This window comes from Roseateles sp. P5_E4 (assembly GCF_054049255.1).
In genome coordinates this window covers 117,331-129,405 of the sequence record NZ_JBFUMS010000014.1, presented here as the reverse complement: position 1 = coordinate 129,405, position 12,075 = coordinate 117,331, and the positions used below count along the sequence as shown (strand labels likewise).

The 12,075-nt window shown below is 68.6% G+C and carries 11 protein-coding genes; 3 read left to right on the top strand and 8 right to left on the bottom strand.

Features of this window, described 5'->3' with window-relative positions:
* Positions 1 to 2 precede the first annotated feature (2 nt).
* A complete protein-coding gene (locus ACXJLH_RS24435) occupies positions 3 to 686 on the bottom strand; it encodes an ABC transporter ATP-binding protein (protein ID WP_056205385.1) in 684 nt (227 codons plus the stop codon).
* 635 nt (positions 687 to 1,321) lie between these two features.
* Positions 1,322 to 2,599, bottom strand: a complete 1,278-nt coding sequence (locus ACXJLH_RS24430) for an efflux RND transporter periplasmic adaptor subunit (RefSeq protein WP_457350454.1) — start codon at positions 2,597 to 2,599, stop codon at positions 1,322 to 1,324.
* A 204-nt stretch (positions 2,600 to 2,803) separates the two neighbouring features.
* On the opposite strand from ACXJLH_RS24430, the gene ACXJLH_RS24425 reads away from it, so the two are divergent.
* Genes ACXJLH_RS24425 through ACXJLH_RS24415 form a run of 3 tightly spaced genes read left to right on the top strand, consistent with a single transcriptional unit; the run spans position 2,804 to position 6,429 of the window.
* A complete protein-coding gene (locus tag ACXJLH_RS24425) occupies positions 2,804 to 4,453 on the top strand; it encodes a DUF1800 domain-containing protein (RefSeq protein ID WP_457446850.1) in 1,650 nt (549 codons plus the stop codon).
* Between the two features lies 1 nt (position 4,454).
* On the top strand, positions 4,455 to 5,792 hold the full coding sequence (locus tag ACXJLH_RS24420; protein WP_457446848.1) for a DUF1501 domain-containing protein: 1,338 nt from the start codon (positions 4,455 to 4,457) through the stop codon (positions 5,790 to 5,792).
* A gap of 37 nt (positions 5,793 to 5,829) precedes the next feature.
* Positions 5,830 to 6,429 (top strand): DUF6151 family protein, encoded by a 600-nt coding sequence (locus ACXJLH_RS24415; protein WP_457446846.1) that lies wholly within the window; start codon positions 5,830 to 5,832, stop codon positions 6,427 to 6,429.
* A gap of 6 nt (positions 6,430 to 6,435) precedes the next feature.
* On the opposite strand, the gene ACXJLH_RS24410 is transcribed toward ACXJLH_RS24415, so the two are convergent.
* From ACXJLH_RS24410 to ACXJLH_RS24385, 6 genes are all read right to left on the bottom strand, one after another.
* Positions 6,436 to 6,939 (bottom strand): hypothetical protein, encoded by a 504-nt coding sequence (locus ACXJLH_RS24410; protein ID WP_457446844.1) that lies wholly within the window; start codon positions 6,937 to 6,939, stop codon positions 6,436 to 6,438.
* Positions 6,940 to 7,154: 215 nt separating this feature from the next.
* Positions 7,155 to 8,387 carry a DUF1501 domain-containing protein gene (locus tag ACXJLH_RS24405; RefSeq protein WP_457446842.1) on the bottom strand — a complete coding sequence of 411 codons (1,233 nt, stop codon included), beginning with the start codon at positions 8,385 to 8,387 and terminating at the stop codon, positions 7,155 to 7,157.
* A gap of 5 nt (positions 8,388 to 8,392) precedes the next feature.
* The gene (locus ACXJLH_RS24400) at positions 8,393 to 9,958 is read right to left on the bottom strand and encodes a DUF1800 domain-containing protein (RefSeq protein ID WP_457446841.1); all 1,566 of its coding nucleotides are present in this window, start codon (positions 9,956 to 9,958) and stop codon (positions 8,393 to 8,395) included.
* A gap of 142 nt (positions 9,959 to 10,100) precedes the next feature.
* Entirely contained in the window at positions 10,101 to 10,478 is a 378-nt protein-coding gene (locus tag ACXJLH_RS24395; protein ID WP_056205400.1) for a response regulator, read from the bottom strand.
* 206 nt (positions 10,479 to 10,684) lie between these two features.
* A complete protein-coding gene (locus ACXJLH_RS24390; protein ID WP_056205403.1) occupies positions 10,685 to 11,422 on the bottom strand; it encodes an Hpt domain-containing protein in 738 nt (245 codons plus the stop codon).
* Between the two features lie 14 nt (positions 11,423 to 11,436).
* The gene (locus tag ACXJLH_RS24385) at positions 11,437 to 11,988 is read right to left on the bottom strand and encodes a response regulator (protein ID WP_457446900.1); all 552 of its coding nucleotides are present in this window, start codon (positions 11,986 to 11,988) and stop codon (positions 11,437 to 11,439) included.
* Positions 11,989 to 12,075: the final 87 nt, after the last annotated feature.

Genomic DNA, 12,075 nt, shown 5'->3' with positions numbered 1-12,075 from the left:
GATCAAGCGGCCAACTCGGCCGCGAGGTCGACAACCTGGCCGTCGATGACGTGGACATTGCGCTGCGCACGTGCGGCCAGCTGCGGGTCATGAGTGACCATGACGATGGTGGCGCCGTCGCGGTGCAGCTCTTCCAGCAGCTCCATGACGCTGCGCGCCATCGCGCTGTCGAGGTTGCCGGTGGGTTCGTCCGCCAGCAGCAGGCGCGGCTCGCCGGCCAGGGCCCGGGCGATGGCCACGCGCTGTTGCTGGCCGCCCGAGAGCTCGGCCGGGTAGTGGCGGCCGCGGGCCGACAGGCCGACGCGGGCCAGTGCATCGGCAGCGCGCTTCTTGCGCTCGGCGCCGCCGAAGCCGCGGTAGCGCAGTGGCACCTCGATGTTGTCCAGCACGCTCAGGTCGGGGATCAGGTTGAAGGCCTGAAAGATGAAGCCGATCTTCTGGTTGCGGATGCGCGAGCGCTCGGCGTCGCCCATGCGGCTGACGTCGATGCCATCGAGCTTGTAGCTGCCGCCGCTGAAGGCTTCCAGCAGGCCAGCGATGGTCAGGAAGGTCGTCTTGCCCGAGCCCGAAGGCCCGGTCACGGCAACGAACTCGCCCTCGTTGACGGTCAGGTTGAAGTCGCGCAAGGCATAGGTCTCGACCATTTCGGTGCGGTAGACCTTCTGCAGTTTTTCCATTTGGAGCATGGGGGTTGTCCTGTTCACTTGGAGTGGGCGTGGTGGTCTAAGTGGCACTTGCTTAGTGGCAAGGTGCCGGGAGTCCCGCCCGGCGGCGGGGTAACTTTCTTCTGCGGCGCCAGAAGAAAGTCACCAAAGAAGAGGCGCTGAACCGCACACGATCGCGACGACGCCGAGAGCGGCGCGCGAAAACACTCACCTGCATTACGGGCAGACGCGACCCGCTGCGCTCTCGCTGCTGTCCCTATGACGAGCACCATCCACCGCCCCTTCACGCCGGTTAACGCCGGCTGCACGCCGAGCTCACCAGGGAATACCGCGTCGCTCGGGCGACGCTGCATTTGGTTTTCTCGTGAGCCCGGCGTGCAGCCGCGCGTTAGGCGGGCTGAAACGGCGATGGGTGACGCTGCTGATAAGGACAGCAGCGAGAGCGCAGCGGGTCGCGTCTGCCCAATCACCGAGTGGCTGTTGCACGGCACAGCTCGTGCACGTGGTGCTGGTGTGCGGTTCAGGGCCTCTTCTTTGGTGACTTTCTTCTGGCCCCGCAGAAGAAAGTTACCCGGCTGCCGGGACGGACTCCCGGCAATGCAGCGATCAGCAGCACTCGTCGCAGCACCAACCTGATCAAACATCACGACCAACCCTCAATCCGCAATCAGGACGCGCTCCGCGCCCTTGAAGTTGTCCGACCCGGAGATGACGACGCGGTCCCCGGCCGAGAGGCCCGAGATCACCTCGACCCGTTCCAGCGAACGCGCGCCCAGTTTGACGGCGACCTTCTCGGCCACGCCGCCCCGCACCACGTAGGCAAAGCTGCCGCCGCTCTCGTCGACGAAGCTGCCGCGGGCCACGCCCAGCACCTTGTCGCGCTTGTCCAGCAGCACTCGCACCGACAGGCGCTGGTTCTGGCGCAGCTGCTCGGGCTGTTGCCCGGCAAAGCGCAGCCGTGCGCTGACCTCGCCATTGACGACCTCGGGCGACACCGAGCTGACCTGGCCGGCCCAGCGCTGCCCGTTGCCGGTGATCTCGCCGGGCATGCCGGGCTGCAGCTCGCGGGCAAAGCTCTCGGCGACCTGCATCTGCACTTCCAGCGCCGACAGATCGATGACCGACAGCAGCTTGGTGTCGCGGGCGACATTGGTGCGGTCGGGAATGAAGAGCTGGCCGACCTGGCCATCCACCGGTGACCGCACCTGCAGCTCGCTCACCTGGCGCTCCAGGTCGGCCACCAGCAACTGCTGGCGCGCCAGGGCACTTTGCTTGGCCTGAACGTCGAGCTTGAGGCTGTCGGTCTTGAGGCCGCGCAGGTCGCGGGCCTGGTCGTGCGCGAGCTTGGCCTTGGCCAGAGCGTCCTGGGCGCGCTCGACCTGCATGCGCGCCGTGGCGCCAGCCTCGAAGGCCTGGGTCTGGCGGGCCAGGTCGTTCTGGGCGGTCTGCTGGTCGATGCGGGCGTTCTCGAAGGCGCTTTGCAGCGCGGCCGTCTGTTGGCGGGCCTCGACCTCGGCGCGGGCCAGGTCGGCGCGCAAGGCATCGACATTGCTGCGCTCCTGCGCGAGGCGGTTGGTCAGCTCGGGTGAGTCGACGCGGGCCAGCACCTGGTTGCGCTTGACCGGGTCACCGGCCTGCACGGCGAGCGTGACGGTGCCGGCGCCGGGCGCGAACAGCGTCGGGCTCTGCGCGGCGACGACACGGCCTTCGCCGGCGACGTCGCGCGTCAGCGGTGCCACGTCGACGGTGGCCACGGACAGCCGGGCGATGCTGACGGCTGAGTCGGCGGACAGCATCTGCTTGATTCGGCCGCCGCTCACCAGCACGAGCACGGCCACGACGACCGCGCCGCCGGCCAGCAGCAGCGGCCAGCGCCGGGACTTTTGAGCGAGGGGGCGATCCTGTTCCGAAGTGTCGCGAAAGCGGGTGTTCATGCCCTGTCTTCCGCAAGGGATGTGCCAGCACGCGCCTCGTGAAAAATCAACGACTTGCAACCGTGACATGTGTCCGCGGACAGGTGGCGGACAGTCCGTACAAGGTCCGCAACGGGCAGCAGCGTTTGCTTACGAAAGCGCACAACTGGTGGCGAGACGACACGACTGGCCGGCTCCAACAATCGCGCCGCTTCGGAGACTGAAATGACTCTCGCCCGACTTTGCCTGCTGGCCGCGCTGACCAGCCTGAGCTGGCCCGCGCTGGCTAACGATCTGCCGCCGTCGACCATGACGGAGTCGGAGGCGCGCCGCTTCCTCGGCCAGGCCAGCTTCGGGCCGACGGACCCCAGCGTCACCGATGTGATGGCCCGCGGCCGCGCCGCCTGGCTGACGGGTCAGTTCAACCTCGCCAACTCCGACTTCAGCGGCGTGCCCTATGTCGACCCCGACTCGAGCAAGGGCTGCCCCACGGGCGCGCCGGCAACCTGCAAACGCGACAACTACACGCTGTTCCCGGTGCAGGTGCAGTTCTTCGCCAACGCCGTCAACCAGCCCGACCAACTGCGCCAGCGCACGGCCCTGGCGCTGTCGGAGATCCTGGTCGTGTCGGGCAATGTCATCAAGCTGCCCAATGCGATGGCCGACTACCAGCGCATCTTTTTGCGCAACGCCTTCGGCAACTTCCGCGACGTGCTCAAGGAGGTGACGCTGTCCCCGGCCATGGGGCGCTTCCTGAACATGGCCAACAACGACAAGCCCAGCCCGACCAAGGGTATCGAGCCCAACGAGAACTACGCCCGCGAGGTGCTGCAGCTGTTCTCCATCGGCCTGTCCCAGCTCAACCTCGACGGCAGCCTGCAGCTCGATGCCAAGGGCCAGCCCATCCCCAGCTACGACCAGGACACGGTCGAGGGCTTCGCCCACGCCTTCACCGGCTGGACGTATGCGCCGCGGCCGGGCGCGACGAAGAACAAGTTCGGCAACCCGAGCTATTACGACGCGCCCATGGTCGCCTTCGACGACCACCACGACAAGGGCACGAAGAAGCTGCTGAGCGGCACCGTGCTGCCCGGTGGCCAGACGGCGCAGGCCGACCTCGACGCAGCCATCGACAACATCTTCAACCACCCCAATGTCGGCCCCTTCATCGGCCGCCAGTTGATCCAGCAGCTCGTCACGGCCAACCCCAGCCCGGCCTATGTGCAGCGCGTGGCCACGGCCTTCAACGGCGGGGTCCTCGTCAACGGCCTGCGCAGCAAGCGCGGCGACATGAAGGCCGTGCTGACGGCCATCCTGACCGATGCCGAGGCCGCCTCCCCACAGGCGCCCGCCAACTTCGGCAAGCTGCGCGAACCCATCCTGCAGCTGACCCACCTGCTGCGCAGCATGGGCGGCGTCAGCGATGGCGTCTGGCTGCGCAGCCAGGCCGCGAGCCTGGGCCAGACGGTCTACAGCCCGGCCAGCGTCTTCAACTTCTTCCCGCCCGACTACGACCTGCCCGACAACCCGGCCCTGGACGGCCCGGCCTTTGGCGTCTTCAACGCCAGCGCCGCCTTCAAGTTGAGCGGCGTGCTGCAGACGGCGCTCAACGGCAAGGGCGTGGCGGCCGACGCTTCCGTGCCCGGCGCCACCGGCACCAAGATCGACCTGACCCGCTGGCAGGCTCTGGCCACCACGCCGACCAGCCTCGTCGCCGAGATCAACCGCGTGCTCTTCGCCGGGCGCGCCAGCAGTGCCTTGCAAGCTGCACTTCTGAAGGCAGCGCAGATCGCGCCGGCCACCAAGCCGCTGGATCGCGCGAAAGCTGCACTGTTCCTCGCCGCGATGTCCCCCGAATACCTGGTGGAGAACTGAAATGCTGTCCCGACGCCATCTGCTCTCCCACGCCGCCGCCTTCGCCGGTGCCTCTGCCCTGCCCTCGCTCGCTGCGCCGCTGCTGGGCAGCGACTACCGCGCCCTCGTCTGCGTCTTCCTCTACGGCGGCAACGACGGCAACAACATGGTCGTGCCGATGGACACCGCCGGCTACGCGGCCTACGCCCGGGCACGCGGCACGGCCGGCGCCGGTGGGCTGACGCTGCCGCAATCGGCCCTCGCACCGCTGAACGGCGGCGGCGTCGGCCTGCACCCGGCGCTGACGCCGCTGGCCGACATCTGGAATCAGGGCCACCTGGCCGTGCAGGCCAATGTCGGGCCGCTGGTGAAACCCATGACCAAGGCCGAGTTCAACGGTTCAGGAGCCCAGCGGCCGAGCAATCTCTTCTCCCATGACGACCAGCAGGACCAGTGGCAGCGCGGCCAGTCCTTCAGCGGCAATGCGGCCACGTCGGTCACCGGCTGGGGCGGCCGGATCGCCGATTTGCAGGCCGCCAATGGCGTCGTCCCCATGGCCCTGTCGGTCAGCGGCAACAACGTCTTCATGAACGGCGCGACCCACGCCGGCCTGACGGTCGGCAGCGGCACCAGCTTCGCGATCAAGGGCTTTGGCAACAACCCCGGCGCCAGCCCGCTCTACCAGCTCTATCAAGGCCTGCTACAGCAGCCCTATGCCAACGCCGAGGAACGCGCCGCGGCCAGCGTGCTCAATCAGGCCCTCAAGGCCAGCAATGTCCTGAACACGGCGCTGTCGGGCACCGGCAGCATTGCCGGCCTCTTCAGCGGCCTGGGCAGCAACATCGCCCAGCAGCTGCTGACGGTGGCCAAGATGATTGAGGGCCGCTCGGGTCTGGGCGTCTCGCGCCAGCTCTTCTTCGTCAGCATGGGCGGCTTCGACACCCACAACGACCAGCTCAACCAGCAGCAGGCCCTGTTCTCGGACCTCGGCCCCGCGCTGAAGGCCTTCTACGACGCGATGCAGCAGCTCGGCGTTGCCAACGCGGTGACCACCTTCACCGCCAGCGATTTCGCGCGCACCTTGCAACCCGCTTCGGGCGGCGGCACCGACCACGCCTGGGGCAACCACCAGTTCGTGCTCGGCGGCGCCGTCAAGGGCGGGCTCTACGGCCGCATGCCCCAACTCGTTCTCGCCGGGCCGGACGACATGTCCGACGAGGGCCGCTGGCTGCCGACCACGTCGGTCGACCAGATGAGCGCGACGCTGGCCAGCTGGTTCGGTGTCGGCGCGGCCGACCTGGGCGCGGTTTTCCCCCACCTGGCCAACTTCAACGTGAAGAACCTGGGCTACTTCGGCTGATGACAAAACTGGCAGGGGCCGCTGGTACAACCGTCCCATGCCCGACACCTACTCCATCCAGTGCCGCTGCGGCCAGCTCCGCGGCCTGCTGCAGCCCACACGCCCGTCCAATCGCTGTGTCTGCTATTGCTCCGACTGCCAGGCCTTTGCCCGATACCTGGGCGCGCAAGACGCGCTGGACAGCCAGGGCGGCAGCGACATCGTGCAGGTCCCGGCCTCTCACGTCGTGTTCACGCAGGGCCAGGACCGGCTGACCTGCATCCGCCTGACCGACAAAGGCATGCTGCGCTGGTACGCGAGCTGCTGCCGCACGCCGATCGGCAACACTCTCGCAGACCGGAAGGCCGATTTCGTCGGCCTGATCCATACGGGCCTCGGTCAGGACAAGGCCGCGCTCGCGGCGTCGTTCGGACCGGTCACGATGCGTGTGGGCGTCGACGGCGCCCTGGGCGACAGCAAGCCGAAAGCGGCGGGCATGTTCAGCGGCATCGCCAAGACCCTTGCCATGATCATCATGGGCCGTCTGCGCGGGACCTACCGCGCCAGCCCCTTCTTCGATCCGCAGACCGGCACCCCCGTTGCGAAGCCCCGGGTGCTGTCCACCAAGGAACTTGCGGCGGCCAAGCGCGTCGGCTGAACGCAGCTACTTCGCCTGAAGCTCTTCGCAGGGCTGGATCATCAGGCCGTAGTTGGCCTCCTTGGCATACAGGAAGCGCCCGCTGCTGACTTCGAACAGCAGCTCGGTCGAAACGATGCGGCCCCACCAGGCGCGCAGGAAAAGCAGATCCTCGTTCAGCCACTGCACCTCGACGTTCTGGGCCAGCTCGGCGAAGTCCAGCCGCCAGGCGCGCTTGGGGCCCTGCAGCGTGTAGATCTCGATGGAGTTGACGCGGGGCACGCCCTCCTTCGTCGAGTCGATGGTCACCAGACGATGGAAGGCCGCCGTGTCGTGGGGTGAGCGCGGCTTGTACTCGGGGTCGCTGTCGTCCAGCTCGCGCTCCGGCCGTGCGACCAGGCGCTTGACCGACACATGACCCGCCAGCGGCACCAGACGCGGCGCGGAATACTCGACGCTGACGGCGTCGCAACGGGGGGCAGCCTGAGCATTGCAGGCAAGGATCAGCAGGGCGAGAGCGGTGTGGCGCATGGGGCGAGACGCTGAAGGTGGCGGGATGCTGCCAGCCTCAACGCCCCGCGCCGCGGCGGGATGACTTCGTTCGTGGGGGGCGGGCGGCTTTCAGGCGCCGACCGCGACAAGGAAGCAGTAGGCCAGCACCGCGCCCCACAGGCACAGCCCGAACAACGAGGAAGCACTTCGCATCATGTCGTTCTCCCATCCGTTAGAACGCGGCTGCCGGCGCCTCAGGCACGCAGCAGCTTGTCCGCATAACGCCAAGTTTGCGGGGCTTGGGGAAACACTGTTGCCAGTGCGGTTTCCGACAGGCCGAGATGGCGCTGCAGCAACGGCGTCAGCACCTGGCGGAAGTCAGTGCGCACGGCCAGGTCACGTCCGTCGGCCAGGGCGCTGGCGTCCAGGCCCGGCCATTCGCCCAGCATCTGCCCGCCGGCGACCGGGCCGCCGAGCAGCCAGATGACGTTGCCGCGGCCATGGTCGGTGCCGCCGTTGCCGTTCTGGCGCAACGTGCGGCCGAACTCGCTGACGACGACGATGACGGTGTCCCTGTAGGTGTCGCCCAGGCCCACGCTCAGCGCATCCAGGCCCTCGCCCAGGCTGGCCAGGCGGTTGGCGAGCTGGCCGCGGGCGGCGCCTTGGTTGACATGGGTGTCCCAGCCGCCCACCGCCGTGAAGGCAAGCTGGGTGTGGGCGTCCTTGCGGATCAAGGTACCCAGGCGCCGCGCATCAGCGGCGAAGCTGCGCGCGGACGGCGCACCGGCGTCGGCGCTCGGATCCATGGACTTTCCCTCGCCCGCCGCCATGCTGCGGCTCATCTCGCCGCGGCCCTGGGTGGTGTCGCGCAGCGTGCCGCTGAGCTGGGCGTCGTTGGCATAGAGCTTGGCGAGGCCTGCCTGCATCTGCGGGTCGTCGATGGCGCGGCGCTGCATCGCATTGGGCCCCAGGCCGAGGCTGGCGACGCTGGCCGTGCCGGCAAAGATGCGCGGCGGCGTGCTGCCCTGGCTGATCGCGCGCGTTGGCGCCGGCTCACCCGGCAGGGCCGTCAGCAGCCGGTTCATCCAGCCATCGGGCGTGGACTTGCGACCCGGCGTACCGGACTCGAGGTAGTCCTGGGCGTCGAAATGCGAGCGCGTCGGGTCGGGCGAGCCGCTGGCATGCACGAAGGCGAGCTGGCCGCCGTCCCAGTGGCGCTTCAGCGGGCTCAAGGATGGATGCAGGCCGAACAGCGAATCAAGCTTGATGAGGCCATCCTCCGCGCCCGGTGCCGCGAGCGCAATCTGCGGGCGGCTGGTGGCGTACTCGCGCTCGCCATAGGGCACGACGACCGACAGGCCGTCCACCGCGCCGCGCAGCATGACGACGACGAGCTTCTTCTGGGTGCCCCCCTGGGCGTGCACCAGAGACACAGGCAGGCCGCCGAGGGTGAAGGCACCGAAGTGCAGCAATTGACGACGCAACATGGCGGTCACCTCTTCATGAAATCGGGGCTGGCGAGCAGCAGGGCAACCTGCTGGCCCACAGGCTCGGTCGCCAACGTGCGGCGCGTGGGTTCACTGACCGACGCACCCAGGGTGCTGGTCAGCTTCTCGGCGCTGATGCCACTGCGCTGGCCCAGCGTCGTCGCCAGTTGCACGCGCTGCGTCAGCGCCTCGGGGTTGCGCCAGGCGGCCGCAGTGTTCTTGTAGCCATCGGGCGTTTGTGCGCCGTAAAGAGGCTGGCCCGCCTGCGCCAGCGCGGCGAGCAGATTGCGCGGGTCGGCCGGCTGCAGGTCCAGCGCGCGCAGGCTGGACAGCAGGTATTGGTAGGGCGTCTTGAACTTGGCCTGGTAGGCCTCGCGGCTCCAGAACTCATCGGCGCGGATCAAGGTGCGCGCGAACTCGCGCAGGTCGCCGCCCGTGGCCTTGAAGTTGTCGGCGAGCTTTTGCACCAGGCTGGCCGGCGGGTCGTCGGCCACAAAGGCCTGGGCGAACTTGGTGGCCAGATGGCGGGCCGTGGCGGGATGGGTGGCCAGCACGTCCAGCGCGTGCTCGCCCTCGGCCTGGCCGGCGCCCTTGACGCTATGGCCCAGCCAGGTCTTGCTGCCGTTGTCATGCTTGCGCGGCTCGAAGGCGAACAGGTCGCCCGTGCCGCCGACCAGCGCCTTGCGCGTGTCCAGGCCCCAGCTGGTCAACATGCGCGCCAACTCGGTCACGTCACGCTGCGCGTAGCCACCGTCCACGCCCAGCGTGTGCAGTTCCATCAGCTCGCGGGCGTAGTTCTCGTTGAGGCCGCTGGGCACCCGGGCCTTCAGCTCCGGCCGCTCGGCCAGGAAGCGGCGCGCGCGCTGCGGCGGCTCATAGCCGGCGACGACGCTCTGGGCGTTGTCGAGGTAGATCAGCATGGCCGGGTGCTTGGCGGTTGCGCCGAGCATGTCGCGGAAGCGCCCGAGCACATGGGGCCGGATGGCGCGCTGCTCGTAATCGGCCACGAGCACGCCGACCGCGTTCTTGCCCGCAAAGACGTTGAAGTGGTTGAACCAGAACTCGGTCAGCACCTCTTCGAGCTGGGCCGGGCTCAGCAGCGCACGCGACAGACGGGCCGTCGCGGCCTGGCCGACGAGGGGGCGGATCTTGTCGCGCACGGCATTGATCGCATCGGCATCGGTCTTCATGCCCTGGGCCTGCTCACGCCGGGCCTCGCGGGCGGCCTTCACCGCCTCGCGGTAGCGACCCAGCAGCTCGGCCTGGCCGAGTTGGAGCACCTCCAGGCTGGCCAGGCGGGCGCTCAGGCCTTCAGGCTGCGGCAGGCGGCGCGGTTCCAGTTGCTCGCTGAGGAAGCGCTCCAGCCATTTGTCGGCGCCTTGCGCGGCGATGGCGGCGGCGTCAGCCGGGCGCGGGCCGTAGCCCAGGCGGTTGAGCGCGTGCAGGGCGCGCTCATCGGCGCTCAGGGCCGGAGCTGCAACCGCAACAGCCGCCTGGCTGCGGCGCGCTGCCAGCATGACGCCGCCAGCCAGGGCGGCGGCACTGCTCAGCACAAAGCGGCGGTTTTTCATGGGGACCTCTCCGGTTTCTTGAACCAGAGAATCGCCCGATTCACGCAAGCTCGTATGGCCGATGCGCAAAGATTTGTAGCGAGGAGCCCCTCTCGCCCGAGGCTGGCCGGCTAGGGGACGATCCGGCGCTCGGCCCGCAAATTCATTGGCCGCGAAGCCAATGCTCAAGGCTGCGCAGCGTGGCGGCTAGGTCAAGAGGCTTGTTCCAGTAGCCGTCAAAGCCATGGCGGCGCGCCAGCTGGGAAGCGACGAACTCGGACTCGGCCGTCACCAGCAGGGCCGGCACACCGTCGGGCAGGCCGGCAGCGCGCAGCTGGGTCAGCAATTCGTCGCCACCAATATCGGGCAGGCGCAGATCGCACAACAGCAAATCGACGCGATCCTGCGCCACCAGGCGTCGGGCATCCGCGCCGCTGCGCGCCACCAGCAGGCTACAGCCGGGGCGCAGCTCCAGGATGCCTTGCATCAGCATCACGTTGACGGGATCGTCCTCGACGTAGAGAACCTGGCTTGTCGTCATGCCCGCCCCTTCAAAAGCAGATGGCAGGCTGCAAGCGCCTGGATCGGGCAACACGGCATCGGCAGGGGACAGGCATAGGAACATGACTCGGGATTTTGCGCTGATTATCAAATCTATTAATACGAATGATCAATGCACCCGCCCCTGAACGGGTGGCGTCGCGCTGGATTTGCCAAATATTGCAAGGCGGCCGCGGCGAAAATCGCCTAGGCGCGACGACGCAGTTCGGCCAGCGCCCGCGACAGCGGCAGCCAGCCGTCGGGCAAGGGCCTGCCTGGCGCCCCGTCCGCCGCCGCCATCTCCAGCGCGCGGGCCTGGGCGGCCAGGGCGGGATGGCCCAGCAGCTCCAGCACGGCCTTCAGGCCATGAGCGACGCGGCGCAGTGCGGGTGCATCGCCGCTGGCGACGGCCGCATTGCCCTGCGCGAGATCATCCGCAAAGCGGTCCAGGCAGCCGGCGCGAAAACTCTCGTACAGGGCCCGATCGCCGCCGAAATGCTGCAGCACCGGGTCAACGCCCGTGGCCAAGGCCGCGACCGGTGCGGTGGCCAGGGCGCGCCCCCGCAGCAGCTCGCTGACCGTGTCCAGCAACTCGGTCAGCGGCACGGGTTTGCGCAACGTGCGCACGACGCCGCGGGCGGCCAGCGCCGCATGATGGTCGGGGTGAACGCCAGCGCTGAAAATCACCCACGGTGGCGCACCGGCAGCCTGGGCCAGGCCCTCTGCGAGCAGGGTTTCGGCGGAGCCGTCGGGCAGCATCAGGTCGCTGACGACGAGCTGCCAGCCGCCGCCAGCCAGCGCGTCGCGGGCATCGGCCAGGCGGCGTACGACGCTCAGCTCGACCGCCGGCGCCGCCGGGTCATGGTCCGGCAGCTCCTCGAGAGCCAATTCGACGAAGCGGGCAATCGAGACGTCATCCTCGATCAGCAGCAAGCGCGCGGGCATAGGTATGCGCGCGCTCAGGTCGGCTGGGCCGCTGCGGCCTCGGCCAGCAGCGGTGGCAGCTCGGTGACCAGGGCCGTCTTGTGCACCAGCGGCACGCCCTCCAGCGCAAAGGCATACGGCGCACGCTGCGCCTCGTCCAGCGCGGTCACAACGATGAGGCGGCTGCGCGCGAACTGTGGGTGAGAGCGCAGGCTGGTGATCAGCGCCGCGCCGTCGATGCCCGGCAGCAGGATGTCGATGAGCAGCACGTCCGGTTCCAGGCGGCCGGCCATGGCCAGGCCGGCGATGCCGTCGGAGGCGACGTGCAGCTCGGCCTCGGGCAGCTCGCGCTTGACGACCAGGCTGATGAGGTTCTGGAAGTGCACCGAATCCTCGATGAGCAGCAAGGTCAAGGGGCGCCCGTTCGCTCGGGCGCCAGTGCCTGGCAGCGCTGTCGTCGCACGGCCGGCGCGGGCGGCGAGCCAGGCCTCCAGCGAACTGCGCAGGATGCGGCGGTGGCCGCCTGGCGTTTTCCAGGCCTGCAATTCGCCACGGTCGACCATCAGCTGCACGGAGCGCACAGCCATGCCCAGCTGTTGGGCGGCTTCGGTGGTCGAACAGGTGTCGGGCGTGGAGGGGGTACGGTTCACTTGCGATATTTTGCCGAATTTGCC

Excerpts from the sequence above, each read along its gene's own strand:
- ACXJLH_RS24415 (WP_457446846.1), top strand. The coding sequence starts at position 5,830 with ATGCCCGACACCTACTCCATCCAGTGCCGCTGCGGCCAGCTCCGCGGC.
- ACXJLH_RS24385 (WP_457446900.1), bottom strand. The coding sequence starts at position 11,988 with ATGGCTGTGCGCTCCGTGCAGCTGATGGTCGACCGTGGCGAATTGCAG.
- ACXJLH_RS24410 (WP_457446844.1), bottom strand. The coding sequence starts at position 6,939 with ATGCGCCACACCGCTCTCGCCCTGCTGATCCTTGCCTGCAATGCTCAG.
- ACXJLH_RS24405 (WP_457446842.1), bottom strand. The coding sequence starts at position 8,387 with ATGTTGCGTCGTCAATTGCTGCACTTCGGTGCCTTCACCCTCGGCGGC.
- ACXJLH_RS24430 (WP_457350454.1), bottom strand. The coding sequence starts at position 2,599 with ATGAACACCCGCTTTCGCGACACTTCGGAACAGGATCGCCCCCTCGCT.
- ACXJLH_RS24395 (WP_056205400.1), bottom strand. The coding sequence starts at position 10,478 with ATGACGACAAGCCAGGTTCTCTACGTCGAGGACGATCCCGTCAACGTG.
- ACXJLH_RS24425 (WP_457446850.1), top strand. The coding sequence starts at position 2,804 with ATGACTCTCGCCCGACTTTGCCTGCTGGCCGCGCTGACCAGCCTGAGC.
- ACXJLH_RS24400 (WP_457446841.1), bottom strand. The coding sequence starts at position 9,958 with ATGAAAAACCGCCGCTTTGTGCTGAGCAGTGCCGCCGCCCTGGCTGGC.
- ACXJLH_RS24390 (WP_056205403.1), bottom strand. The coding sequence starts at position 11,422 with ATGCCCGCGCGCTTGCTGCTGATCGAGGATGACGTCTCGATTGCCCGC.
- ACXJLH_RS24435 (WP_056205385.1), bottom strand. The coding sequence starts at position 686 with ATGCTCCAAATGGAAAAACTGCAGAAGGTCTACCGCACCGAAATGGTC.
- ACXJLH_RS24420 (WP_457446848.1), top strand. The coding sequence starts at position 4,455 with ATGCTGTCCCGACGCCATCTGCTCTCCCACGCCGCCGCCTTCGCCGGT.